Annotated in this window: 25 protein-coding genes; 15 read left to right on the plus strand and 10 right to left on the minus strand. The window is 68.3% G+C overall.

The annotated features are described in order from the left end of the window. Positions 1 to 19: 19 nt before the first annotated feature. Positions 20 to 703 (plus strand): AraC family transcriptional regulator, encoded by a 684-nt coding sequence (locus ACLIVD_RS00205; RefSeq protein ID WP_491931709.1) that lies wholly within the window; start codon positions 20 to 22, stop codon positions 701 to 703. Here ACLIVD_RS00205 and ACLIVD_RS00210 read toward each other — a convergent pair. After that, positions 693 to 1,088, minus strand: coding sequence for a VOC family protein (locus ACLIVD_RS00210; RefSeq protein ID WP_283354760.1), 396 nt, complete (start codon positions 1,086 to 1,088; stop codon positions 693 to 695). The two genes, ACLIVD_RS00205 and ACLIVD_RS00210, sit on opposite strands and share 11 nt — an antisense overlap. 111 nt (positions 1,089 to 1,199) lie before the next feature. On the opposite strand from ACLIVD_RS00210, the gene ACLIVD_RS00215 reads away from it, so the two are divergent. Further along, complete coding sequence (locus ACLIVD_RS00215) at positions 1,200 to 1,595, plus strand: SRPBCC family protein (RefSeq protein WP_198602106.1); 396 nt, start codon at positions 1,200 to 1,202, stop codon at positions 1,593 to 1,595. Between the two features lie 100 nt (positions 1,596 to 1,695). On the opposite strand, the gene ACLIVD_RS00220 is transcribed toward ACLIVD_RS00215, so the two are convergent. From ACLIVD_RS00220 to ACLIVD_RS00235, 4 genes are all read right to left on the minus strand, one after another. Next, positions 1,696 to 2,463, minus strand: coding sequence for a hypothetical protein (locus tag ACLIVD_RS00220; protein ID WP_283334712.1), 768 nt, complete (start codon positions 2,461 to 2,463; stop codon positions 1,696 to 1,698). Next, on the minus strand, positions 2,460 to 3,128 hold the full coding sequence (locus ACLIVD_RS00225) for a DUF8176 domain-containing protein (protein WP_317570504.1): 669 nt from the start codon (positions 3,126 to 3,128) through the stop codon (positions 2,460 to 2,462). The genes ACLIVD_RS00220 and ACLIVD_RS00225 overlap by 4 nt, the downstream gene beginning before the upstream one ends. Before the next feature lie 71 nt (positions 3,129 to 3,199). Beyond that, on the minus strand, positions 3,200 to 4,045 hold the full coding sequence (locus ACLIVD_RS00230; RefSeq protein WP_491931710.1) for a glycoprotein: 846 nt from the start codon (positions 4,043 to 4,045) through the stop codon (positions 3,200 to 3,202). Positions 4,046 to 4,345: 300 nt separating this feature from the next. After that, a complete protein-coding gene (locus ACLIVD_RS00235) occupies positions 4,346 to 5,368 on the minus strand; it encodes an FAD-dependent oxidoreductase (protein ID WP_317570502.1) in 1,023 nt (340 codons plus the stop codon). Positions 5,369 to 5,422: 54 nt separating this feature from the next. Here ACLIVD_RS00235 and ACLIVD_RS00240 point away from each other — a divergent pair, with 54 nt between their 5' ends. The 5 genes from ACLIVD_RS00240 (at position 5,423) to ACLIVD_RS00260 (ending at position 13,887) form a co-directional block, all read left to right on the plus strand. Next, positions 5,423 to 5,971 carry a TetR/AcrR family transcriptional regulator gene (locus ACLIVD_RS00240; RefSeq protein ID WP_317570501.1) on the plus strand — a complete coding sequence of 183 codons (549 nt, stop codon included), beginning with the start codon at positions 5,423 to 5,425 and terminating at the stop codon, positions 5,969 to 5,971. Between the two features lie 306 nt (positions 5,972 to 6,277). Beyond that, the gene (gene gltB, locus ACLIVD_RS00245; RefSeq protein ID WP_280783112.1) at positions 6,278 to 10,876 is read left to right on the plus strand and encodes a glutamate synthase large subunit; all 4,599 of its coding nucleotides are present in this window, start codon (positions 6,278 to 6,280) and stop codon (positions 10,874 to 10,876) included. After that, positions 10,869 to 12,320 carry a glutamate synthase subunit beta gene (locus ACLIVD_RS00250; RefSeq protein WP_491931711.1) on the plus strand — a complete coding sequence of 484 codons (1,452 nt, stop codon included), beginning with the start codon at positions 10,869 to 10,871 and terminating at the stop codon, positions 12,318 to 12,320. Before gltB ends, ACLIVD_RS00250 begins: the two co-directional genes overlap by 8 nt. Before the next feature lie 181 nt (positions 12,321 to 12,501). Further along, the gene (locus ACLIVD_RS00255; protein ID WP_491932970.1) at positions 12,502 to 13,416 is read left to right on the plus strand and encodes a cutinase family protein; all 915 of its coding nucleotides are present in this window, start codon (positions 12,502 to 12,504) and stop codon (positions 13,414 to 13,416) included. A gap of 33 nt (positions 13,417 to 13,449) precedes the next feature. Continuing rightward, complete coding sequence (locus tag ACLIVD_RS00260; protein ID WP_491931712.1) at positions 13,450 to 13,887, plus strand: acyl-CoA thioesterase; 438 nt, start codon at positions 13,450 to 13,452, stop codon at positions 13,885 to 13,887. 32 nt (positions 13,888 to 13,919) lie between these two features. Here ACLIVD_RS00260 and ACLIVD_RS00265 read toward each other — a convergent pair whose 3' ends face one another. Then, complete coding sequence (locus ACLIVD_RS00265) at positions 13,920 to 14,585, minus strand: TetR/AcrR family transcriptional regulator (RefSeq protein ID WP_283354727.1); 666 nt, start codon at positions 14,583 to 14,585, stop codon at positions 13,920 to 13,922. A gap of 116 nt (positions 14,586 to 14,701) precedes the next feature. On the opposite strand from ACLIVD_RS00265, the gene ACLIVD_RS00270 reads away from it, so the two are divergent. Both ACLIVD_RS00270 and ACLIVD_RS00275 read left to right on the plus strand, forming a co-directional pair. Beyond that, positions 14,702 to 15,145 carry an SRPBCC family protein gene (locus ACLIVD_RS00270; protein WP_491931713.1) on the plus strand — a complete coding sequence of 148 codons (444 nt, stop codon included), beginning with the start codon at positions 14,702 to 14,704 and terminating at the stop codon, positions 15,143 to 15,145. A 1-nt stretch (position 15,146) separates the two neighbouring features. Beyond that, the gene (locus ACLIVD_RS00275) at positions 15,147 to 15,986 is read left to right on the plus strand and encodes an SDR family oxidoreductase (RefSeq protein ID WP_491931714.1); all 840 of its coding nucleotides are present in this window, start codon (positions 15,147 to 15,149) and stop codon (positions 15,984 to 15,986) included. Between the two features lie 9 nt (positions 15,987 to 15,995). Here ACLIVD_RS00275 and ACLIVD_RS00280 read toward each other — a convergent pair whose 3' ends face one another. Beyond that, positions 15,996 to 16,904 (minus strand): SDR family NAD(P)-dependent oxidoreductase, encoded by a 909-nt coding sequence (locus ACLIVD_RS00280; protein WP_491931715.1) that lies wholly within the window; start codon positions 16,902 to 16,904, stop codon positions 15,996 to 15,998. Between the two features lie 31 nt (positions 16,905 to 16,935). Here ACLIVD_RS00280 and ACLIVD_RS00285 point away from each other — a divergent pair, with 31 nt between their 5' ends. The 3 genes from ACLIVD_RS00285 (at position 16,936) to ACLIVD_RS00295 (ending at position 18,495) form a co-directional block, all read left to right on the plus strand. Further along, positions 16,936 to 17,433 (plus strand): hypothetical protein, encoded by a 498-nt coding sequence (locus ACLIVD_RS00285; protein ID WP_317570494.1) that lies wholly within the window; start codon positions 16,936 to 16,938, stop codon positions 17,431 to 17,433. 61 nt (positions 17,434 to 17,494) lie between these two features. Continuing rightward, complete coding sequence (locus ACLIVD_RS00290; RefSeq protein WP_005249047.1) at positions 17,495 to 17,788, plus strand: putative quinol monooxygenase; 294 nt, start codon at positions 17,495 to 17,497, stop codon at positions 17,786 to 17,788. Between the two features lie 11 nt (positions 17,789 to 17,799). Further along, positions 17,800 to 18,495: a dienelactone hydrolase family protein gene (locus ACLIVD_RS00295; protein WP_491931716.1), complete on the plus strand. Its 696-nt coding sequence runs from the start codon at positions 17,800 to 17,802 to the stop codon at positions 18,493 to 18,495. Here ACLIVD_RS00295 and ACLIVD_RS00300 read toward each other — a convergent pair. Next, the gene (locus tag ACLIVD_RS00300; protein WP_491931717.1) at positions 18,410 to 18,772 is read right to left on the minus strand and encodes a dihydrofolate reductase family protein; all 363 of its coding nucleotides are present in this window, start codon (positions 18,770 to 18,772) and stop codon (positions 18,410 to 18,412) included. The two genes, ACLIVD_RS00295 and ACLIVD_RS00300, sit on opposite strands and share 86 nt — an antisense overlap. 38 nt (positions 18,773 to 18,810) lie before the next feature. Between ACLIVD_RS00300 and ACLIVD_RS00305 the strand changes: the two genes are divergently transcribed. The 3 genes from ACLIVD_RS00305 (at position 18,811) to ACLIVD_RS00315 (ending at position 22,151) form a co-directional block, all read left to right on the plus strand. Continuing rightward, positions 18,811 to 19,341 carry a class I SAM-dependent methyltransferase gene (locus ACLIVD_RS00305; protein WP_491931718.1) on the plus strand — a complete coding sequence of 177 codons (531 nt, stop codon included), beginning with the start codon at positions 18,811 to 18,813 and terminating at the stop codon, positions 19,339 to 19,341. A 59-nt stretch (positions 19,342 to 19,400) separates the two neighbouring features. Further along, entirely contained in the window at positions 19,401 to 20,852 is a 1,452-nt protein-coding gene (locus ACLIVD_RS00310; RefSeq protein WP_491931719.1) for a DUF7159 family protein, read from the plus strand. A 72-nt stretch (positions 20,853 to 20,924) separates the two neighbouring features. Continuing rightward, positions 20,925 to 22,151 (plus strand): DUF7159 family protein, encoded by a 1,227-nt coding sequence (locus ACLIVD_RS00315; protein WP_491931720.1) that lies wholly within the window; start codon positions 20,925 to 20,927, stop codon positions 22,149 to 22,151. Positions 22,152 to 22,158: 7 nt separating this feature from the next. Here the strand turns inward: ACLIVD_RS00315 and ACLIVD_RS00320 are convergent, their stop codons facing one another. Continuing rightward, a complete protein-coding gene (locus ACLIVD_RS00320) occupies positions 22,159 to 22,758 on the minus strand; it encodes a histidine phosphatase family protein (RefSeq protein ID WP_280783124.1) in 600 nt (199 codons plus the stop codon). Positions 22,759 to 22,763: 5 nt separating this feature from the next. Further along, the gene (locus tag ACLIVD_RS00325) at positions 22,764 to 23,582 is read right to left on the minus strand and encodes an alpha/beta fold hydrolase (RefSeq protein ID WP_491932971.1); all 819 of its coding nucleotides are present in this window, start codon (positions 23,580 to 23,582) and stop codon (positions 22,764 to 22,766) included. Positions 23,583 to 23,584 lie beyond the last annotated feature (2 nt).

The following is a 23,584-nucleotide window of genomic DNA, read 5'->3' on the forward strand; positions in this document are numbered from 1 at the left end:
GTCTGCCTAGCATAGGGTCATGTACGCGGAGCGGCGGTCGGTGTTCCCCGGCGCTGTGGTGTGGCAGAAGACCGCAGCCGGCGGTGAGGCGGCCATCCTGCCCGACGGCTGCATGGACCTCATCTGGATGAACGGTGACGTCGTCGTGGCCGGCCCCGACTCCCGGCCGTATCTGAACCGCAGCCGCGAGGGCGACCGCTACGTCGGATTACGTTGTTCCCCAGGCACTCTCCCGGATCTTCTGGCGACGCCGGCGGAGGAGCTGGCCAACCTTCGGGTGCCGCTCGCCGAGGTGCTGACGGACCGCGCGACCACGGAATTCCTCGGCAGGATCGCCGACGCCGCCGACCCCGGCCGGGCGCTCGAGGAGTTCGCGAGGTCTCGCCGGCTCCTCGGGCCGCCGCCGGATGGCAGGATCCCCGCGATCGTGCGGCTTCTGGAGCAGCAGACATCCGTTAGCGAGGTGGCGGACCGGATCGGTGTCGGCGAGCGCCAACTGCACCGCCTGTGCCGACGGCAGTTCGGTTACGGGCCGAAGATGCTGGCCCGGATCCTTCGATTGCAGTCGGCGCTGGGGTTGGCGGGTTCGTCCATCCCCGCAGCTCAGGCGGCCGGCACGGCGGGTTTCGCCGATCAGGCCCACCTGATCCGTGAGGCACACGAGTTGACCGGCCGCACGTTCGGTCAGCTGGTCACGGTGTGAGCGCGGCAAAGAGGTCGACGGGGTTGCCGTCGGGATCGTCGACGGTGGCGTAACGCTGCCCCCACGGTGCGTCCCACGGCTTCTTCCGACCGTTGTAGCCGCATCCCGTGAACTCGTCGAACAGCGTGTCGACGTCTGCGGCGGTGCCGCAGTCGAAAGCGAGGGCGAGGCGATGCCCGCCGGTGGGTTCGGTCCAGTCGGGCGTGAACGAGCGGATGGTCTCGACCGTGTCCCACAGCACGCGGATCCCACCGGGAAACTCGAATTCGACGTGCGGTGCCTGATCGGCGTCGGCGGGAATGTCGAGTCCGAGCCGCCGGTAGAACGCGAGCGACGTGGGCAGGTCGTGGACGACCAGTTCGATGGCACTGAATGTTGCGGTCATACCGAGAACGCTAACGACCTCAGACTGACCCGCATTGAAGGTTTCGGACATCGAGCACCGGAGTCCGATTTCTTCAATCACCTGTGCCGTGGAGCGGGGATGCTGGGAGTCATGACCACCGAATCAACTCATGTGAGTGTGTTCATCGCTCGGACCGCCGCCGACGTGTACGCCTACGCGAGCGACCCCGCCAACCTCCCCGCCTGGGCGGCCGGCCTGAGCACCAACATCACCCGGGACGGCGACCGTTGGCTCGCGGACTCCCCGATGGGACAGGTCGCCGTGACCTTCGCACCCGCCAACGACTACGGAGTCCTCGACCACGACGTCACCCTCCCCAGCGGCGACACCGTCTACAACCCCGTGCGCGTCATCCCCGACGGCGACCACAGCGAAGTCGTCTTCACCATCCGGCGACGCGACGGCGTCACCGCCGAAGAATTCGCGCAGGACGCAGCAGCCGTCACCGCCGACCTGCAGAGGTTGAAGGGGTTGCTGGAGGCGTGAGGGGGCGCGGGCCTTCGCGTTTGCACACCGATTGGTCAAACGCGCTGCAATTGCGGGTGCAGCTGACTAAACCGTGGGCGGATGTGGGTAAGTGCCTCGCTCAGACCCGTTCCGGACGACCTTCGGCCACGGCCGACGCCGCCGCGGACACCCGCTCGTACGCGGCCCGGGTGTCCGATGCCAGCCGGCTGTGATCGATGACGATTCCCATGCCCAGATGTTCGTCGTAGGGGATGGTCTCGACGCCCCACACCTGTCCGCCCAAGTACTCGCGGAGAAGGTCGACGTCCACCTGCCAGCCGGTGGCGTCCTGATTCGACACGGTGACGACGGTGCGGGCGAGCCCGGGTTCGCCGAGCGTGTCACCGATCGACTGCAACGCGGAGCGCAGGCGGTTGAACGCGTCCGCCCGGCACGGCACGACGAGAACGATCGGTGACGGGGTGGCCAGCAGCGGCGCGAGGTATGCGGCGCGCAACCGGTGACCCAGGTCGTGGACGGCACTCACTCCGCGAGCGCGCAGTAACCCTGTGAGAGTGTGGAATTCGCCGTCCGACGCGGTCTGGTCCCCCAGGCGGTTCAGGATGCGGGTCCCGGCACTCGTGCGGGAGCAGTACCCGTCGAACACGTCGTCCGCGACGGGGCCGGCGGCCACCAGTTGCTCGAGGCCGCTCACGGAGAGCGCAGCGTCGGCGCCACGTTCGGCGACGTCGCCGCCCGCGGGTGTCGCGTCGACGGCCACGACCGCGCCGCCGCGAGCTGCCGCGGTGTTGGCGAGCCCCAGCGTCGTCGTGGTTGCGCCGGCTCCTCCGCAGGCCCCGAGGACGAGGGTCGACACCGGAAGTGGGTGCAGCAGTTGGTCGGTCACTTCGCGTCTCCAATGGATGTGATGTACGTGCGACCGTCGCGGCCGGCGGTGGTCACGACCTGCTCGTACTTCTTCGTCGACCCGTCCGGACGTAGTTCCGACAGCGTCACCGCGTAGCGGCCGGGTTCGGTTTCGGTGATGGCGAGGCAGTGATCGGTGCCCTCGGGCACCGAGTCGATGCCGCCCTGGATGGACTCGGCGGACCCCAGCGGCGCGTCGGGGGCGACCACCTCGCGGGCCTTCGTGCCACTGCGTGCGACGTAGTACGCGTGGTCGAAGGCCAGGATCGCGGCGACGCCGTCGGACGTCCCGCCGGGACCGTTACCGACAACCGTCGCGCCGTCGCGGGATTCGACGCACCAGCCGGAATCGATAGCGGCGACGGGAGTTCCGCTCGCATCACCGGACGTCGAGGCGAACACGGCGACCACACCGGCGGCGACGGCGATCACCGCGGTGGCGGCGCCGGCGACCACGAGCCTCTGATTACCGCGAACAGGTGGTGCGGGATCGGGCTCGTCGCCCGCGGTCAGCCACGTCGGAGCCGGGGGTTGCTGCTCGGGTTCCGCGGCGGGAGCCGTCGACCCCGGTGCCGGGGCCGACGCGAACGGCGGGAACCAATGCGAGAAGCGGTCGAGGGGTGCCCTGTTCGGCGGTTCTGTCACAGTTGAATCCTCCACACCTCATTCCCTCGCGCGGAGCCGACCCCGGGCGGGCTCCGCGCGAGGGAATCGGATCACACGTGCAGCGTCGCCTGGCTGCGCACGTTCACGCCGCCGATCGTGGTGGTGGCCGGACCGCTGTCGGTCGACTGCAGCTGCGGCAGTTGCGGTGCGGGGAGGGACGCGATCGTCCGAACCAGCTCCCCGAATGCCGGGTACCGGTGGGCCGCATCCGTGATCGCGGCGGCGACGGGGGTGACGTCGACGGGCGCAGACCAATTGGTGGGGTGCTCCGCGTGGGAATCGGCCGAGAACGCGGAGACGGTGGCTGCCGTCGGCGAGGACGGGTCGACGGCGACGCCCGCGGTGCCGGTGGCGTCGCCGACGCGCCAGCCGACGGTGCCGACGTATCCCTCAGGGTTGCCGTACTGGCGTCCGTTGACGGCCACCGGCACCGCGCCGACCAGTGTGTCGACGGCCGCGTTCACCTCGACGACCGGCTTCGGCACCGGAACTACGGGGGCGACGGGTGCCTGATGTGCCTTCGGCATGTCGTCGGGGTCGATCCACACGGTCGCCGGCTGGGCGGCCGGTGCCTCGTCCACGACACCCTCGGCGGCGGGCGCTGCCAGGTCGGGAGCAGCAGGCACGTCCGTCTCGGCACCCGGCACCGCCAGCGGAGCCTGCGGGGGAGCGGGCGTCGTCGCGGCCGGAGCCGCCGGGTCGGTGACGCCCGGCTGGGACGTGGTGGGCGGCGTCGTCGGGACCGTCACGCCGGGCTGCGACGTGGTGGGCGCGGCCGAGGGGTCGGTGACGCCCGGCTGCGACGTGGACGGCGGGGTGGTCGGAGCGGCGTGCGCCGTCGCGGCACCGAGCAGTGCTGCGGCGGACACCGAAACAGCGGCTGCCAGAGCGTGCATGCGGATTCTCAAGTCTTTGACTCCTGAAGTCGAACGGACATGGTGATCGAACGGACTGGTGCTGACGAAGCAAACGCAAGAGTGGTGCAGTTCAGAGGCACCGAAAGAGGGAAGCGAGCACAGCAGAATGCGTCCACCGACCAGGTGGATGTGTTGTTTCCCCGATGAGATACGTCCGTGCTGCCGGCACACTGCCGCAGCCGTCGTCCACCGCCCCCATGACCGCCCCCGGTTCTTTCTCGTCCCCCTACCGCGGCAAAGTACCAGACGGGCAACCGTTCCCGCGCCCCCACATTCCGGTCAGGCCAGGCCCGCGGCCAGTTTCACCGACAGATCGCGCAGCGGACGAAGACGGCCGGTCATCGCGACGGAGGACATGGCGCGCGATCCACGCACCAGCCGCCGCGTCGCTGGCCGCCGTGCGCGGTCGTACCGGCGCAGTGCGGTGTGAATGTCGGTGTCGGCGGTGAGGAATCGGCCGAGCGCGACGGCGTCGACGAGGGCCTCGCAGGCGCCCCGGCCGAGGTTCGGCGCCATCGCGTGGGCCGCGTCGCCGAGCAGGGCCGCGTTGCCCGACACGTACGACGGCAGCGCGGGCGACTCGTACAGGTCGTGGTGGAGCATCGCGTCGGGGGTGGCGGCATCCAGTACTGCCCGGACATCGGCGTGCCAGTTCCCGAACCGTGACCGGAGGTAGTCGAGGCCGCCGGGGTGGCCGGCGTCGGTGCGGACGCACGCGAACCAGTTGACGAGATCGCCGTCGCGCGGGGTGATGCCGAAAAGTGCGTCCGTGTCCCAGGTTTCGCTGACGGTGTCGCGATGTCCGGGCACCCACCCGCGCCAGGCGGTCGCGCCTACGTACCGTGGCTCGAACTTCTCGCCGAACAGTTGTCGGCGGGTCGGGCTGCGCAGACCGTCCGCACCGATCACGACGTCGTGGTCCGTCAGCGCGTCGAGGGCGGGTGCCGGTGTGCCGAACGAGATCATGCCGTCGGGCAGGGCCTCGGCCAGTGTGGCCAGCAGGGCGGGCCGCGACAGCAGGTAGGCGGTGCGGTTGCGGTTGTCGATGGTGCCGATCACGGATCCGTCGGGGCGCAGGAGCGAACCGCGGTGCTGGGGTGATCCCAGCGTGCGAACTCGATCACCTGCGCCGATCGCGTCCAGCGCGTCGAGGGCCTGCGGCCACATGCCGAGTGCGGTGCCCGACGTGGGCAGGGTGTCGGCACGCTCGAAGACATCGACGTGCCAGCCGGCGCGGGACAGGTAGCGGGCGACGGCGAGTCCGCCGATGCCGCCGCCGAGGACTGCTGCGGAGTGCGTCATGACCGCCACGCTACTACGGATGTAGTGAATTTACTACCGTTGTAGTGTCGGGGTATGGCAGACAAACGGGAGCAGGTGCTCGACGCCGCCATCGCGCTACTCGGCACGAGAGGCGTCCGGGCTCTCACGCACCGGGGCGTCGACGAGCTGGTCGGAATGCCGCAGGGGTCCACGTCCAACTACTTCCGTAGCCGGGGCGCGCTGCTCGAGGGGATCGTCACACGGCTCGTCGAACGTGACCGGGAGGACTGGCAGAAGTTCGCGCACCTCCGGCCCGATAGCAGAGACGCACTGGTCGCGGCGCTGGTCGCCTTTGTGAGTTTCTCCACTGGTCCGGACCGCGTGCGCACGAGTGCCCGCTACGCACTCTTCGTCGAGGCGTCCGTGACACCGGGCTTGGACGCGAAGATCGGGTCGGCGCGCCGAGCGCTCGTAGAATGGGGCGCGGACATGCTGGAACTCGTGGGATCGCGGAACCCGGCTTCCGACGCAGTGGTGATCACCGACTACCTGGACGGTGTAATCCTTCATCAACTCACCGTCCCGGATCCCGATTTCGATCCGACTGCGGGAATTACAGCGGTGCTCAGCGCGCTCACTTAACATGTACTCAGTGCAGTCGGACGAGGTCCGCCCTCGACAATGCCCAGTTCAGAGGGTAAATAGGCCAACCTAAGTTGTGTTTCGTCGGGGGTTCTGAATTATCGTTTTCGTTACACGTTGGACCCACGAAAGTCCGACCCGACCGAAAAGCCACGTCGCCCGGTGCGAGGACCACACCCAGCGTGCTGCAAAAGGGCGATAGCCGATCGGTGGTGCCGATCACGTCGTGACGGCACCTGCTTTGCAAGTTGATGGCCATCAGCGCTGCTGGTCGTCGGTGCATCTTTTGGCATACGAAGGCTAGGTATGAAGCAACTTCCAGGCCCCCAGGGGCTGTATCACCCGTCGAACGAGCACGATTCCTGTGGTGTCGCGTTCGTCGTGGACATGAAGGGCCGCCGCAGCAGGGACATCGTCGAGAAGGCGATCACCGCGCTGGTGAACCTCGAGCACCGTGGTGCCGCGGGCTCCGAACCCAACACGGGTGACGGCGCCGGCATCCTCCTCCAGGTCCCGGACAAGTTCTTCCGCGCCGTGGTCGACTTCCCGCTGCCCGCGGAAGGCACGTACGCCACCGGCATCGCGTTCCTGCCGCAGAGCAAGGCCGACGCGCAGCGCGCAGCCGACGCCGTCGAGAAGATCGTCGAGAGCGAGGGCCTGAAGGTCCTCGGCTGGCGTGAGGTCGCGACCGACGACTCGTCGCTCGGCGCCCTGGCCCGCGACGCCATGCCGACGTTCCGGCAGATCTTCATCGGCAGCGAGAACGACGCCCTCACCGGACTCGACCTCGAGCGTCGCGCCTACGTGGTCCGTAAGCGCACCGAGCACGAGCTGGGCAGCGAAGGCGCAGGCAAGGACGGCCCCGGTCGCGAGACCGTGTACTTCCCCAGCCTGTCGAGCCAGACGTTCGTCTACAAGGGCATGCTGACCACCCCGCAGCTCAAGGGTTTCTACCTGGACCTGCAGGACGAGCGACTCGAGTCGGCCCTCGGCCTCGTGCACTCGCGCTTCTCCACCAACACGTTCCCGTCGTGGCCGCTGGCCCACCCGTTCCGGCGCGTGGCCCACAACGGTGAGATCAACACCGTCACCGGCAACGAGAACTGGATGCGTGCCCGTGAGGCGCTCATCGACAGCGACATCTTCGGTGGCCGGGAGCAGTTGGAGAAGATCTTCCCGGTCTGCACGAACGGCGCCAGCGACACCGCGCGGTTCGACGAGGTGCTCGAGATGCTGCACCTCGGTGGCCGCAGCCTGCCGCACGCCGTGCTGATGATGATCCCGGAAGCCTGGGAACGGCACGAGAGCATGGACCCCGCACGCCGGGCGTTCTACCAGTACCACTCGTCGCTCATGGAGCCGTGGGACGGACCGGCGTCGGTGTGCTTCACCGACGGCACCGTCATCGGCGCCGTCCTGGACCGCAACGGCCTGCGCCCCTCGCGCCTCTGGGTGACCGACGACGACCTCGTCGTCATGGCCTCCGAGGTCGGCGTCCTGCCGATCGACCCCGCCACCGTCGTGAAGAAGATCCGGCTGCAGCCCGGCCGCATGTTCCTCGTCGACACCGCCGAGGGTCGCATCATCAGCGACGACGAGATCAAGTCGGAACTGGCCGCCGAGCACCCCTACCAGGAGTGGCTCGACCAGGGTCTGACCCACATGGACGACCTGCCGGACCGCCCGTACACGTACATGTCGCACGAACGCGTCGTGCTGCGTCAGCTGATGTTCGGGTACACCAACGAAGAGGTCAACCTCCTCGTCAAGCCGATGGCACTGTCCGGTGCCGAGGCGCTCGGCTCCATGGGTACCGACACCCCGATCGCCGTGCTGTCCTCGCGGTCGCGGATGCTGTTCGACTACTTCTCGCAGCTGTTCGCGCAGGTCACGAACCCGCCGCTCGACGCCATCCGCGAGGAGGTCGTCACCAGCCTCGGCGGCACCATCGGCCCCGAGCACGACCTGCTGCACCCCACCGCGGAGTCCTGCCGGCAGATCTTCCTGCCGCAGCCGATCCTGCACAACGACGACCTGTCGAAGCTCATTCACGTCAACGACGACGGCGAATTCCCGAACTTCCGCAGCGTCATCGTCCGCGGTCTGTACCCGGTTGCCGAGGGCGGCGCGGGTCTGCGCAAGGCCCTCGACGACGTCCGCTACCAGGTGTCGGAGGCCATCGCCGGCGGTGCGCGCCTCGTCGTCCTGTCCGACCGTGAGTCGAACGAGACGTACGCGCCCATCCCGTCGCTGCTGCTGACGTCGGCCGTGCACCACCACCTGGTGCGTGAGAAGACCCGCACCAAGGTCGGCCTCATCGTCGAGGCCGGCGACGCCCGCGAGGTGCACCACATGGCGCTCCTCATCGGCTTCGGTGCGGCAGCGGTCAACCCGTACATGGCGTTCGAGACCGTCGACGAGGCGGTGCAGAACAACGAACTGCAGGGCATCAGCCTCGACAAGGCCATCCAGAACTACATCAAGGCCGCGGGCAAGGGTGTGCTCAAGGTGATGTCCAAGATGGGCATCTCCACCCTGGCGTCCTACACCGGCGCCCAGCTGTTCCAGGTCATCGGCCTGTCGCAGGAACTGGTCGACGAGTACTTCACCGGTTTGCAGTCCAGCCTCGGCGGCATCGGTCTCGACCAGATCGCCGCCGACGTCGCGGTCCGCCACTCCAACGCGTACCTGGACCGTCCCGAGGAGCGCGCGCACCGCGAGCTCGAGGTGGGCGGCGAGTACCAGTGGCGTCGTGAGGGCGAGTACCACCTGTTCAACCCGGACACGGTGTTCAAGCTGCAGCACTCCACGCGCACCGGGCAGTACGAGGTGTTCAAGGAGTACACGAAGCTGGTCGACGACCAGTCCGAGCGCCTCGCAGCGTTGCGCGGCCTTTTCGAGTTCAAGAAGGGCGTGCGCGAGCCCGTCCCGCTGGACGAGGTCGAGCCCGCCACCGAGATCGTCAAGCGCTTCTCGACGGGTGCGATGAGCTACGGCTCCATCTCCGCCGAGGCGCACGAGACCCTCGCCATCGCCATGAACCGCCTCGGCGGCCGGTCCAACTCCGGTGAGGGCGGCGAGAGCCCGGCCCGCTTCACCCCGGACGAGAACGGCGACTGGCGGCGGTCCGCGATCAAGCAGGTCGCGTCGGGACGCTTCGGTGTCACGTCGCACTACCTGACCAACTGCACCGACATCCAGATCAAGATGGCGCAGGGAGCGAAGCCCGGTGAGGGCGGCCAGCTGCCGGCGCACAAGGTGTACCCGTGGGTGGCCGAGGTCCGGCACTCCACGCCCGGCGTCGGGCTGATCTCGCCGCCGCCGCACCACGACATCTACTCGATCGAGGATCTCGCGCAGCTGATCCACGACCTGAAGAACGCCAACCCGCAGGCCCGGATCCACGTGAAGCTGGTGTCCGAGGTCGGTGTCGGCACCGTCGCCGCGGGTGTGTCCAAGGCACACGCGGACGTCGTGCTGATCTCCGGTCACGACGGTGGCACCGGCGCCACCCCGCTGACGTCGATGAAGCACGCGGGCGCCCCGTGGGAGCTCGGCCTCGCCGAAACCCAGCAGACGCTGCTCCTCAACGGTCTGCGCGACCGCATCGTCGTGCAGGTCGACGGCCAGCTCAAGACCGGCCGCGACGTGATGGTCGCCGCGCTGCTCGGTGGCGAGGAGTTCGGTTTCGCGACCGCCCCGCTGGTGGTGTCGGGCTGCATCATGATGCGGGTCTGCCACCTCGACACCTGCCCCGTCGGTGTCGCCACGCAGAACCCCGTTCTGCGCAAGCGGTTCAACGGCAAGCCGGAGTTCGTGGAGAACTTCTTCCTCTTCATCGCCGAAGAGGTGCGCGAACTCCTCGCCGAGCTCGGCTTCCGCACCCTCGACGAGGCCGTCGGACAGGTCGACGTCCTCGACACCACGAAGGCGCTCGAGCACTGGAAGGGCAGCAAGGCCGGCAACCTCGACCTGTCGCCGATCCTGCACGAGACCGAGTCGGCGTTCATGGACCAGGACCTGTACTGCACGGGCACCCAGGACCACGGCCTCGACAAGGCACTGGACCAGCAGCTGATCGTCCAGAGCCGCAACGCTCTCGACAAGGGCCAGAAGGTCACGTTCGAGTCGCCGATCACCAACGTCAACCGCACGGTCGGCACCATGCTCGGCCACGAGGTGACGAAGGCGTACGGCGGCGAGGGCCTGCCGGACAACACGATCGACATCACGTTCACCGGTTCGGCCGGTAACAGCTTCGGTGCGTTCGTCCCCAAGGGCATGACCCTGCGCCTGCACGGCGATGCCAACGACTTCGTCGGCAAGGGCCTGTCCGGTGGACGCCTCGTGGTGCGTCCGCCGCTGGAGACCGCGCCCGGCTTCGTCGCCGAGGACAACATCATCGGCGGCAACGTGATCCTGTTCGGTGCCACGAGCGGTGAGGCTCTGCTCCGCGGTGTCGTGGGCGAGCGATTCGCGGTCCGTAACTCCGGCGCCACCGCGGTGGTCGAGGGAGTCGGCGACCACGGTTGCGAGTACATGACCGGCGGAAAGGTCGTCATCCTCGGTGCGACGGGACGTAACTTCGGTGCCGGCATGTCCGGTGGCGTCGCGTACGTCTACAACCCGGACAAGGTGTTCGAGGACAACCTCAACACGGAACTGGTGGATCTCGAGGACCTGACGGGTGACGACTTCACCTGGCTGAAGTCCGCCATCGAGCGTCACCGCGACGAGACGGGCTCGGAGGTTGCCGCGCGCATCCTGTCCGACTGGTCGCAGCAGGTCAACCATTTCGCGAAGGTGATGCCCCGCGATTACAAGAAGGTGCTCTTGGCCATCGAGGCCGCGAAGAAGGATGGAAAGAACGTGGACGAGGCAGTGATGGAGGCAGCTCGTGGGTGATCCAAGCGGCTTCCTGAAGCACACGTCACGCGAACTTCCGGTTCGCCGGCCGGTGCCGTTGCGCCTGCTCGACTGGAACGAGGTCTACGAGGAGTTCTCGCCGGACACCCTGAAGACTCAGGCCAGCCGGTGCATGGACTGCGGTATCCCGTTCTGCCACAACGGCTGTCCGCTGGGGAACCTGATTCCCGAGTGGAACGACCTGGTGTACAAAGACCGGTGGCACGACGGCATCGAGCGTCTGCACGCGACCAACAACTTCCCGGAGTTCACCGGGCGGCTGTGCCCCGCACCCTGTGAGGCGTCGTGCGTCCTGGGCATCAACCAGGACCCCGTCACCATCAAGCAGGTCGAGGTCGAGCTCATCGACCGCGCCTTCGACGAAGGCTGGGTCAAGCCGGTGCACCCGACGCGTTCGACGGGCAAGAAGGTCGCCGTCGTCGGTTCCGGTCCCGCGGGTCTCGCTGCAGCGCAGCAGCTGACGCGCGCCGGGCACATAGTCACCGTGTTCGAGCGGGCCGACCGCATCGGTGGGCTCCTGCGGTACGGCATCCCCGAGTTCAAGATGGAGAAGCGGCACATCGACCGCCGTCTCGACCAGATGAATTCCGAGGGCACAGTCTTCAAGACGGGTGTCAACGTGGGTGTCGACATCACCGCGGATGCACTGCGCGAGCAGTTCGACGCCGTGGTGCTGGCCGGCGGTGCCACCGAGGCCCGCGACCTGCCGATCCCCGGCCGCGAGCTGGACGGCATCCATCAGGCGATGGAGTTCCTGCCGATCGCCAACCGCGTGCAGCTCGGCGACCTGGAGAAGCCGACCATCACCGCGGAGGGCAAGAAGGTCGTCATCATCGGCGGCGGCGACACCGGCGCGGACTGCCTGGGCACCTCGCACCGTCAGGGTGCCGAGAGCGTTCACCAGTTCGAGATCATGCCGAGACCGCCCGAGACCCGCGCCGAGCACACCCCGTGGCCGACGTACCCACTGATGTACCGGGTCGCGTCCGCGCACGAGGAGGGCGGCGAACGCCTCTTCTCCGTGAACACGGAACGGTTCGTCGGTGCCGACGGCAAGGTGACCGCACTGAAGGCCCACGAGGTCGAGATGAAGTCGGGCCGCTTCGAGAAGGTGGAGGGCTCGGACTTCGAGCTCGAGGCCGACCTCGTGCTGCTGGCGATGGGCTTCGTCGGACCCGAGAAGCCGGGCCTGCTCACCGATCTCGGCGTCGACCTCAACGAGCGCGGCAACGTCGCCCGCTCCGCGAAGTGGGCCACCAACGTCGACGGCGTCTTCGTGGCCGGCGACATGGGACGGGGTCAGTCGCTGATCGTGTGGGCCATCGCCGAGGGCCGCTCGGCGGCCGCCGCGGTCGATGCATACCTCGAGGGCGAGTCGGCGCTGCCGTCTCCGATCGAGACCACCACCGCCCCGCAGCGGTAGCTGTAACTGCTCGTACAATCCGCACCCCGGTAGGTTTTCCTACCGGGGTGTCGGTTTATCGTGCGGGGGTCACGTTCGGTCGGTAACGTTCATTTACCGATCGTGCATCTTTAGGTCACGTCGCCCTGGCAGCATCCCGTCTGCGGGACGACGAAGGGGAGAACAGGTTGAGGCCATGGCAATGAGACGGGTTATCGCATTCTTGACCGCAGTGGCTGCTGCGGCGGCCATCCCGGTTGCGTCGGGAGTGGTGGGTACGAGCGCAGTAGCGAACGCGGACCCCTGCCCGAGCCTGTATGTGGTTGCGATTCCGGGGACGTGGGAAACGTCCACCAAGGACAATGTCAGACCCACTCCGGGTCTGCTGTCGGCGGTGACGAACGGCCTGCCGTCGTCGATCCGCACCGACTACGTCACGTACGCCGCCACGGCCTTCCCGTGGGAGTCCGAGGTGTACGGGCGCTCGAAGGCGCAGGCGGTCAGCAATGCCAAGGGCATGCTGTCGTCGATGTCGCAGCAGTGCCCCGGCACGAAGTTGTCGATCATCGGTTACAGCCAGGGCGCCGACGCGGCAGGTGATCTCGCTGCGGAGATCGGCACCGGTCTCGGTGTGGTGCCCGCGGACAAGATCGCTGCCGTCGGACTCGTCTCCGATCCGCGGCGGTCCCCGACCGACGCGCTCGTCGGCCCTGCCGTCGCCGGCAGCGGCGCCGGTGGTCCGCGCATCGGCGGGTTCGGCTTTGTCAGCCAGAACACGCGCACTTTCTGCGCGTACGGCGACCTGTACTGCTCCACGCCGAAGGAAGACTTCGTGACGCGGCTCGCCGGATTCCTCGCGCAGACGTCGGATCCGACGCCGACGCTGTTCGGCCGCTACCAGCAGGAAGCGCTCGCGATCTGGAACGACATCCTCGCGGTCGGCGGTGTTCCCGCGCTGATGGCTCAGCTGGACGAGCAGTCCAACGAGAAGCGCATCGACGAGTTGGAGCAGTTCTACAAGTCGCAGGCTCACCAGGACTACACCAGCTACGCGGTCGACGGATCGGGCACGCCCGCCACGGCGTGGCTGAGGAACTGGTTGCGCGACATCGCGTGAGTTCGGCTGACGGCGGCAGGGGATGATGTCCACGTGACCGACACCCCTGCCGCCTTCGTCGGCTACGACGCCTTCGTGACCGTCCGGTGGTCCGACATGGACGCCTTTCAGCACATCAACCATGCGCGGATGGTGACGTTGCTCGAGGAGGCCCGGATCGACTGGCTGCTCAGCGAGGGCAGCGAGAATTCGTCGCTCATCACGAGCGCGTTCATCGCCGACATCCACGTGAAGTACCGGGGACAATTGCGGCACTCCGACAGTCCCCTGCGGATCACCATGTGGATCGCCAAGCACCGGGCGGTGGATTTCACCATCGGTTACGAGGTCCGGGGCGCCCGTACCCCGATCACCGACCGGCCCGCTGTCACCGCCACCACTCAGATGGCCGTCGCGGACGTGGATGCCCAGCGGCTACGCCGCATCACCGCCACCGAGCGGGAGTACCTGACCCGCTGGTCCCGCACGTGAGTGGGAAAGTGTGTTCCGGCACGCTTTCCCACTCACGTGCGGAGGTCGTCGGGCGCCGGTAGGGGACTGTCCGGGTCGAGGACCGCGCCGCGGCTGCGCATCGTGGTGTCGACCAGTGCCCACGCCCACGCGGCCAGCTGTTCGGTCAACGCGCCGACGTCGGTGCCGCCCGGTCGGTCGATCCACTCGGCGGACACCGACTCGACCATCCCGATCAGCGCGTTGGCCAGTGGTGTCGCGGTGGTGGGGGCACCGAGGGCGTCCAGGTAGGGGTGGAGCATGTCGGAGACAGCGGTGCTGATGGCCCGCCGCACCTCTCCGGCGGCGGGGGAGAACGACATCAGGTAGCGGTACAGGTTGGCGTGTTCGGTCACCCAGTCGAGGTGGGTGCGGGCCGCGCGGGTGAGGATGGCGTGGGGTGCGCCGTCGACGGTGATCACGGGCGCGTATTCGAGGAGCATCATCGCCGCGACCCGCCGGGCGACGGCGTTCTTGAGGTCGGTGCTGTCGTCGAAGTGCCGGTAGATGCGGGTTCGCGCGACCTCGGCGTAGACGGCCATCGTCGCGACCGACACGTCGGGGCCTTCTTCGTCGATGGCGACGAGTGCCCGTTCGACGAACTCCGAGCGCCGCTTCTCGCGTTGGCCGCGCCACCGGGCAGCGCGCCCGTCACCGGCGTCTTGCTGGGGTTTCGTCATCGAATCGAATCGTAGTCTTCCCTGTTGCTGCGTTTCCGTATACCGTCGGCATTATGCGGTACATCGATGTACCACACACTCTCCGCCTCGGACGTCGACACGTTGGGATACCCGTCTTGTCCATTCAGCTCAGCCTGTCCGGCCCCCGCAGCCCCGGGTGTTCGCCGATCGGCTTACGCAGCACCACGGTGATCGTCGTTCCGCCCGCGATGGCTTTCGAGTACCTCGGTGATCCGGACACCGTGGTCGCTGCGATCGCGCTGCCGTCCCGCGCCCGGGTCGTCGCGTCGGATCCGGGTCGTCGGCTCGTCGCCGAGGCCGATCACGGCGTGCACGGATCGGTCTGGACGTTCGACGCGCTCAGCCCGGACGAGACGGGGCTCACGGTCGACTTCCGCTACCACCGACCCGGCAGACCGGCCGGACAACTGCTCGGCGGTGTGGCCGCACCGGTGGTGTGGCAGGCACTGCGGCGCGCACAGGTGACGTTGAAGGACCGGATCGAAACCCTCTACCACGAGCCCGCCGACCCGGCCGGTGTCGACCGAAGGAGAGCATGACGTGGAATTCTCGGCAGCGGGCAAGACGGTCCTGATCACCGGGGCGGCAATGGGGATGGGGCGTCTGTTCGCCCGCCTCGCCGCCGCCGACCACGCGGGCACGGTGGTGTTGTGGGACATCGACGCCGACGCGCTCGAACGCACGGCGCAGGAACTGCGCGAATCGGGGTGCACCGTCAGCGCACACGTCGTCGACGTCGCCGACCTCGACTCCGTCCGCACGGCGGCCGCCGAGGTGCGGGGTGCGTACGGTCGTCCCGACGTGCTCGTCAACAACGCCGGCGTGGTGCGCGGCAAGTACTTCTGGGATCACGACCACGAGTCGGACACGAAACTCGTGATGGACGTCAACACGCTTGCACCGATGTACGTCACCAACGAGTTCCTGCCCGCCATGATCGAGGATCGCGGCCGGGACTGCCGCATCGTGAACATCGCCTCGGCCGCCGGGACCGTGGCGACACCGAGGATGGCCGTCTACGCGGCGTCGAAGTGGGCTGTCCTGGGCTGGAGCGATTCGCTGCGACTCGAACTGGTCCAGGCGGGTCACGGGCACGTCAAGGTCACCACCGTGTGTCCGAGCTACATCTCCACCGGCATGTTCGATGGTGTGAAGAATCCCCTGTTCGCTCCGATCCTCAGCCCGGAGGACGTCACGGCCCGGTCGTGGAGGGCGATGAAACAGGGGAAGCCGCTGCTGATGCTGCCGCGGTCGCTGTATCTGTCGCGAGTGGCGAAAGCCGTCCTGCCCGTACGTGCCTGGGACCGTCTGGCCGACCGGCTCGGTGTCTACCACAGCATGGACGCCTACACCGGCCGGATGCAGGCCCCCACCCCCTGACGGTTCGGATCAGCCGAGGTCGAAGCGGGCGCCGAGCCGCATGCTGCCCGGGGCCAGGCGGCTCAGCACCCGCCCGAACTTGGCCTCGGGCGTGACGGGGACGACGGCCTTGTTGTGCTTGACGGCCCTCACGATCTGCGTCGCCACCCGGTCCGGGGTGAAACCGCGTCTGCGGTAGAGCTTGTCGGCGCGGTCCCGCATCTTCGCCTGCTCCTCCGGTGTGACGCCGGCGAAGTCGGTGGCCTTGACGATGTTGGTGTGGACCAGTCCGGGACAGATGGCGCTGACGCCGATGCCGTGGTTCACCAATTCCGCACGGAGACAGTCCGACAGCATGAACACCGCGGCCTTGCTCGTCGCGTACGCGGTGAGCCGCTTCTGCGGCGTGAACGCCGCGGCGGACGACAGGTTGACGATGTGCCCACCGGTTCCGCGGTCGATCATCTGCTGGGAGAACACGCGAGAGCCGTAGACGACACCCCAGAAATTCACGTCCATCACCCGCTCGAAATCCTTCTGCGGGGTCTTCGTGAACGTGCCCGAGTATCCGATCCCGGCGTTGTTGACCACGATGTCGGGGGTGCCGTGCTCGGCCTGCACCTTCTCCGCGAAGAGTTGCACCTCGTCCTCCACCGCGACGTCCACCTGATACGCGTGGGAGCCGCCCCCGAAGATGGCCACCGCACCACCGCCCTTCATCTGGGCGGAGTTGATGAGATCGGAGGTCTGCTGCGCCGATTCGAGATCGCGGTCGGCGACCACCACGACGGCACCCTCGGACGCGAACGCCAGCGCCGTCTCGCGGCCGATCCCGCTGCCGCCGCCGCTGATCACGACGAGGGTGCCGTCGAGGTCCCGCAGGCGGTGATGCTTCCGCGAACCGCTGCGCCAGCCCCTGACTTCGCCGAGAAGATTCATGTGACCATCTTGTCCGAGTACGGTCGTTTGTGTGCTGATCTGGTACGTCAGCTATGGATCGAACATGGCGACGACGCGTCTGACCTGCTACCTGCGTGGTGGTTGCCCGGCCGGGGGCAACCTCGTGCACGCGGGCGCCCGCGACGGGAGCGCGCCGCGCGAGTCGATACCGGTGGTGATACCCGGCTCGGTGTTCTTCGCGGGAGAGTCGCGGATCTGGGGTGGCGGCCGCGCGTTCTACGACCCCGACGCGCCCGGCACCGTCGCGGCCCGTGCATTCCTGGTGACACAGGAACAGTTCGAGGACATCCACGCGCAGGAACCCGCCTGCTACGACCGCCTCGTCACTCTCGGCTCCCGCAACGGTGTTCCCATGTGCACGTTCACCACCCGGGCCCGCGGTGACGTCGTCGCCCGGAACGCACCGGCGCCCGCCTATCTCGCGACCATCGCGGACGGTCTCCGTGAAGCGCACGGCTGGGACGAACCGAAGGTCGCCGATTATTTGACGCGACTTCGGGTTTCCTAGCCGACCCAACTGTGCTTACGTGAGACGGGCCACACGAGGTGGCGCTCACGAAAGGGAGTCGATGTCCGATCTGCATGTCGTAGCGACCATTCCTGCCAAGCCCGGTTCCGAGGACACCGTCCGCGACGGACTGTCCGCGCTGGCGGCGGAGAGCCGCAAGGAAGAGGGCTGCATCTCGTACGAGGTGTTCGAATCAGCCGCGGTCGCGGGAACCTTCGTCACCGTCGAGGTGTGGACCGGTCAGGAGGCGGTCGACGCGCACATGAAGTCGCCGCACTTCCAGGCCGCGCTCGGGACGTTCGGTGAGCACCTCGCCGGGGCACCGGCGATCCACCCGTTGAAGCCGGTTTCCTAGAGTCGTAGTTCGTGACCACACCACTCACCAGCATCACCCCGGAAGGTCCTGTCCGCGGCGGTGTCGTCGTGATCCAGGAGGCGTTCGGCGTCACCGGGCACATCGTCGACGTCTGCCGTCGTTTCGCCGCCGCCGGATACCACGCGGTCGCGCCGCATCTGTTCCACCGGAGCGGCGATCCGGTGCTGGAGTACGACGACATGAAGTCGGCGATGTCGTTGATCGGTGAGCTCACCGCTGCGCACATCGACGAGGACGTCGACGGGGCCGTCGCGGCCCTGTCGGCGGCCTCGATCGACCCGCGGAACACCGCGATCGTCGGATTCTGCATGGGCGGAACGGTCGCGTTCCACACGGCGGCGCGCCTCGACCTCGGGGCGGCGGTGAGTTTCTACGGCGGTGGCGTCGCGAAGGGACGCTTCGGATATCCGTCGCAACTCGACGTCGCCGGGCAGCTCGGAACGCCGTGGCTCGGCCTGTTCGGCGACCGCGACAAGGGGATTCCGACCGAGGAAGTCGAGGAGCTGCGTGTCGCGGTCGCGCACGCCCCGGTGGACACCGAGGTCGTCCGCTACGCCGAAGCCGAACACGGCTTCCACTGCGACGACCGTCCTGCCGTGTTCAACGAGGCGGCCGCCCGGGACGGTTGGGCTCGAACGCTGCAGTGGTTCGGCACCCACGTCGACGTTGCCGCCGGAACCGACTGACGGCGGCCCCGCTCGGGTAGACCTCCCGGTGGACGACATCGAAGTGGGTGGGCTGAAAGGTGCCGCCGAACATCGGAGTTCCACGGCCGGCCACCACCGGATAGTGCTTGACGACCAGTTCGTCGATCTCGGGCAGGAGGGTGCCCGCGAGCTCGCCGCCGCCCGCCACCCAGACGCCCAGCGCGCTGTCCTCGGCCTCGAGCTTCCGGACCTTCGCGTCCGGGCCGGCGATGAAGCCGTCGAAGGTGATGCCGACGAAGTAGGTGAGGTCCCGCATGGTGTCCTTACCGGGGCGCTTCGGATAGGTGGTGTGTCGTGAGGGCTGCGGGCATTCCCGGCCGGGTGCTGTGGGCGGTCGATCGTCTCGACGTGAATCCTCGCGATCGGATCCTGGAGGTGGGCTGCGGGCCGGGTGTAGCGATTTCTCTCGTCGCCGAGAAACTCGACGGCGGACGGATCACCGCGATCGACCGATCGACGACGGCGATCGAACGGGCGGCGCGGCGCAACGACGCCCACGTCTCGACGGGGACGGTGGTGCTCCGGAACACCGACCTCGCCAAATTTCGTTGCGATCAGGCCTCCTTCGACAAGGCGTTCGCGGTCAACGTCAACGTGTTCTGGGTGCGTGACGCGACCGCTGAGATACGCGTCCTGTGGGAGGCGCTCCGACCGGGGGGAGTCCTGCACCTCGTGTACGGCGGAGCGGTGTCCGTACACGACCGTGACAAGTCGCGGCGTGTTGCGGATACCGCCGCGCGGGCTCTGATTTCCGCAGGTTTCGACGTGGATGTCACGAACGGGAACCCGATGTGCGTCACTGGGGTACGGCAAAAAAGCGCCTGACGTGCCGTCCGGTCTGCTTCATGCGCGAGACCCGTGACCGAACCGTTATAGTCGGCGTCATGACTTCAGTTCTCGGTGTATCGGTAGGCGCCAGCGCGGTGCGCTTCGCGTGCCACGACGCCGTGACTCGCGAAACGCCAATCTTCCAATCGCGCTCGGTGACCGCAACACTCGAACGGCCGGAGGAACTGGCTGCCGAGTCCATCGGGACGGTCCTCGCCGAGCGCGACGAAGCCGACGAGGTGCAGGCCATCGGTGTCGCGTACCAGGACGAGGCGCAGGCCGGTGCCGTGCAGGCCGCGATGTCGCGGCTGCAGATCGGCAACTTCCAGTTGGTCCCCGAAGTGACGGCCGCGCTTCAGATGCTGGAGATGTCCGGAGAACTCGGCGACCACTCGACGCTCGTGTTCTATGACCTCGGCAGTTCGGGTCTCACCGTCACCGTGGTCGACCGGGACACCGGCATGGTGCTGAGCAGTGCGCGCTCGGACCAGATCAGCGGCGATCTCGTCGACCGGTTGATCTGTGACAATCAACTCGAGCTGCACCGCTTCGCGCACCCTGCCGACGCGGCAGCCGCGCTTGCGCTGGCCGCGCGGTGCCGCGATGCGAAGGAGCAGCTGTCCACGAACGGCGCCGTGTGCATGCCGGGCGAGGGCGGGCTTCTTCTCCTGTCGCAGGACGGTTTCGATTCGCTCATCGTGGGCCCGGTCGAGACGTCGGCGCGCCTGACCCGCGAGGTTATTCGCCGCTCGGGACGCCTTCCCGACGCCGCGGTGCTGATCGGCGGCGGCGCGCATATTCCGTTGGTCACATCGGTGATGGAGTCCTGGCTCGACCTTCCGGTGATCGTCCCCGCGCAGCCCGAACTGGTGGCGGCCGAGGGTGCGGCCCTGCTGGCGCGCCCGACGTCCGACGAGTTCGTCGGGGCGGCGGCGCCGGAGCACCGGTTCGAGCCGGAGCCCGAGCCGGAGTTGGAGCTCGAGTCCGAGCTGGAGCCCGAGCCCGAGGCGCTGCTCGCGGAGCACGCGCCGGTCCGGAAGCGTCGTGGTCTCGTCCTCGCCGGCGGTGTCGTGGCCGTGGTCGCCGCGGTGGGTCTCGGACTCGGTGTCGGCACCGATCTCCTGCAGGGTTCGGAGCAGGACGCACAGCCGGCCGCCACGCAGTCGAACACGCAGGCGCCGGCAGCGCGGCAGGTGATACCGCCACAACCCACGACGACTACGGATGTGGCCCCGCCCTCGGAGGCGGCCCCGTCGGTGGTCGACGAGCAGCCGGTGATCCCGCCGCAGACCGAGGTGCGCACCACGTACCAGCCGCAGGCTCAGAGTTCGACTCAGGCGCCGGCCGCCTCCGAGAGTCAGAGTGTCGTGCCGTCCGACACGTCGGCGCCGCCGACCACACCCGAACCCGCTCCGCTCATTCCGGGTCTGCCGCAGATTCAGCTGCCGACCATTCCGCCGCCGGCACCGCTCCCCATGCCGGAGTTTCCCCGGATCCCCGGGCTCTGAGCCCATATAACGAAGTCGGGGGCCGCGAGGCCCCGACACGCGTTCCGTGATCAAACCGTTATAGTCGTTCCCATGGTTTCAGTTCTCGGTGTATCGGTGGGTGCCAGCGCGGTACGCGTGGCGTATCCGGACGACGAGGGGGCCGTCATCCGGTCGTTTCCGGTGGACGCCGCCCTCGAGCACCCGGAACACCTGGTTGCCGATGCCATCGGAACGGTGATGGCCGAGCGCCCCGACGACGACGTGCAGGTGTTCGGTGTCGCGTACCGGGACGAGGCGCAGGCCGCCGCCGTGCGGGCCGCGATCGACTGCCGGCTGGTCCCGGAAGTGACGGCCGCGCTCCGGATGCTCGAGCAGTCGGGACAGCTCGGCGACCATTCGACGCTCGTGTTCTACGACCTCGGCAGCTCCGGCCTCACCGTCACCGTCGTCGACCGACTCACCGGCGTGGTGCTCGCGACGGCCCGTACCGACGAGATCAGCGGTGATCTCGTCGACCGGTTGATCCGCGACCACCAGCTGGGCGAGAAGCGCATCGCGCGACCGGCCGACGAGGCCGCGGAGTCGGCGCTCGACGCCCGGTGCCGCCGCGCCAAGGAAGAGCTGTCCACCAACACCGCGGTGTGTGTGCCCGGCGACGGCGGTCTGCTCCTGCTCTCGCAGGACATTCTCGACTCGCTGATCGTGCGCCACGTCGAGGCGTCGGCGCGTCTGGCCCGCGAGGTGATCGAATCGTCCGGGCGTGTTGCGGACGCGGTGGTTCTGATCGGGGGCGGCGCGCATATTCCGCTGGTCGCGTCTCTGATGGAATCGTGGCTCGCGCTCCCGGTGATCGTGCCGGCGCAGCCGGAGCTGGTGGCCGCGGAGGGCGCTGCGCTGTTGGCGCAGGAACGCTCGGATACCCCGGACCGCGCAGGCACCGCGAGGTTCGCCACTCCCGTCATCCGCGGTGGCGCGCTGGCGGGCGGTGCGCTGGCCGTCGTCGCCGTGATCGGTCTCGGCCTCGGCGTCGGTGGCAGCCACCTGCAGAGCTCCGACGGTGACGCACGTCCGGTCGCAACTCAGCCGAGTGACGTGGACGTCTCTCCGTCGCCCGCGCCGGCACCGGTGTCGACGCCACCGCCGTCGGCCGCGGTCTCGGTTCCGGGCCCGGTCGAGGAGGAGGCGAGCGTGCCGGAACCCGCTCCCGCGCCTGCCCCCGCCCCGCGTCCCCTCATTCCCGGTCTGCCGCAGATTCAGCTGCCGACCCTCCCGCCGCCGCCTCCGCTCCCTCCGCTGCCCCGGATTCCGGGCCTCTAGCGACCGCTCACCGACGCAGCATGTCCCTGACGTGACCGGTCTCGTTGACCGACGCCACTCGCCGCTCACCGCTGCGGGAGACGAGCACCCGGGTCACGGACACGTACTCGATCGGGAAGACGAGGGGTCGGTCGAGCCCGAGCAGTTGCTGGAGGAACACGTTGATGACGCCGCCGTGGGCGAACACGGCGACGGTGTCCTCGTGGCCGGACTCGTCGACGATGCGGCCGAGGGTCTCGAAGACCCGTGTCCGGAATGCGTCGGCGTCGACGGACTTCGGGAACTCGCCGGCCCGAATCCGGGCGAAGGCCTCGGGTGCCCGCGCCTCCGCCTCGTGGAACGGGATGTAGTGGTCGAGGTCGTAGTCGTACTCCGCGAGGCCGACGTACTCGGTGACGGGCAGGTTGAGGGCCTCGGCGACCGGTGCAGCCGTCTCGAGTGCGCGGCGCTGCGGGCTGCTCACGATCCGGGCGATGCGGTACGGGGCCAGCGCGGCAGGCAGCCGCTTGGCCTGGGCGTGACCTTCCTCGGTCAGTGCGGGGTCCGCGCGCCCGTCGGACGCGGTGACGAGCTCGGGCAGCGCGTGGCGGATCAGTAGCAGTTGCACGTCGATCAGCTTGCCAGCTCCCGTACCAGTGCCGCGATCTGGCCGGGCTGATCGATCATGGCGTGGTGGTGCGCGGGACGCACGACGCGGAACGCGGCACCGAGGAACTCCGCGAATTGTCGCTGCATGCGGATCCACGCCGACCCCCACGGTGTCGGACGTCCGGTGTGGGCGGCGGCCACGACGACGGGTGCCGTCATCGTCGTGGTCTCGCGCAGCGCGGCCAGCTCCTGCGCCAGCGCCGGGTACGACGCGTTCTCGACGATCGAGGATTCGAGGTACGCCGGCTCGCGGTAGATCCGTTCGACCCATCGGCGGGTGCCCGGCGCGATCCCGTCGGGGGGTGTCGAGTGGTTCAGGACCCGGCGGACCGTGGGGCCCAGAAGCCGTTGCAGACCCACCCTGCTGGCCGTTCGGGCCACCCGTCTGCCCATCGTGACGCGCCACCGGGTCGGGATCACGCGGTGCGGATGGGCCGTGACGGTGGCGTCCAGCAGGATCACGCCGCCGGTTCGGTCGGGGTACAGCCGGGCGAAGGCCTCGACGTAGATGCCGCCGAGTGAGTGGCCGACGAGCACCGCGGAGGTGGTCACGGACAGCGCGTCGAGAACCTCGGCGATTCTCCCGGCCTCGCCGCGTGCGGACGGCCGCTCGGCGGACGGGGGACTGAAGCCGTACCCGGGGCGATCGATCCGCACCACGAGGCAGCTCCCGGACAGCAGCTCGGTCACCTCGTCCCAGTCGAACCAGTTCCCGCCCAGGCCGCCGTAGAGGACGACGGGTGGACCCTCACCGTCGACCACCACGTGCACTCCCGCGACCATTT

This window comes from Rhodococcus sp. G6(2025) (assembly GCF_058628105.1).

Excerpts from the sequence above, each read along its gene's own strand:
- ACLIVD_RS00205 (WP_491931709.1), top strand. The coding sequence starts at position 20 with ATGTACGCGGAGCGGCGGTCGGTGTTCCCCGGCGCTGTGGTGTGGCAG.
- ACLIVD_RS00210 (WP_283354760.1), bottom strand. The coding sequence starts at position 1,088 with ATGACCGCAACATTCAGTGCCATCGAACTGGTCGTCCACGACCTGCCC.
- ACLIVD_RS00215 (WP_198602106.1), top strand. The coding sequence starts at position 1,200 with ATGACCACCGAATCAACTCATGTGAGTGTGTTCATCGCTCGGACCGCC.
- ACLIVD_RS00230 (WP_491931710.1), bottom strand. The coding sequence starts at position 4,045 with ATGCACGCTCTGGCAGCCGCTGTTTCGGTGTCCGCCGCAGCACTGCTC.
- ACLIVD_RS00235 (WP_317570502.1), bottom strand. The coding sequence starts at position 5,368 with ATGACGCACTCCGCAGCAGTCCTCGGCGGCGGCATCGGCGGACTCGCC.
- ACLIVD_RS00240 (WP_317570501.1), top strand. The coding sequence starts at position 5,423 with ATGGCAGACAAACGGGAGCAGGTGCTCGACGCCGCCATCGCGCTACTC.
- gltB (WP_280783112.1), top strand. The coding sequence starts at position 6,278 with ATGAAGCAACTTCCAGGCCCCCAGGGGCTGTATCACCCGTCGAACGAG.
- ACLIVD_RS00255 (WP_491932970.1), top strand. The coding sequence starts at position 12,502 with ATGAGACGGGTTATCGCATTCTTGACCGCAGTGGCTGCTGCGGCGGCC.
- ACLIVD_RS00265 (WP_283354727.1), bottom strand. The coding sequence starts at position 14,585 with ATGACGAAACCCCAGCAAGACGCCGGTGACGGGCGCGCTGCCCGGTGG.
- ACLIVD_RS00280 (WP_491931715.1), bottom strand. The coding sequence starts at position 16,904 with ATGAATCTTCTCGGCGAAGTCAGGGGCTGGCGCAGCGGTTCGCGGAAG.
- ACLIVD_RS00290 (WP_005249047.1), top strand. The coding sequence starts at position 17,495 with ATGTCCGATCTGCATGTCGTAGCGACCATTCCTGCCAAGCCCGGTTCC.
- ACLIVD_RS00300 (WP_491931717.1), bottom strand. The coding sequence starts at position 18,772 with ATGCGGGACCTCACCTACTTCGTCGGCATCACCTTCGACGGCTTCATC.
- ACLIVD_RS00310 (WP_491931719.1), top strand. The coding sequence starts at position 19,401 with ATGACTTCAGTTCTCGGTGTATCGGTAGGCGCCAGCGCGGTGCGCTTC.
- ACLIVD_RS00315 (WP_491931720.1), top strand. The coding sequence starts at position 20,925 with ATGGTTTCAGTTCTCGGTGTATCGGTGGGTGCCAGCGCGGTACGCGTG.
- ACLIVD_RS00325 (WP_491932971.1), bottom strand. The coding sequence starts at position 23,582 with ATGGTCGCGGGAGTGCACGTGGTGGTCGACGGTGAGGGTCCACCCGTC.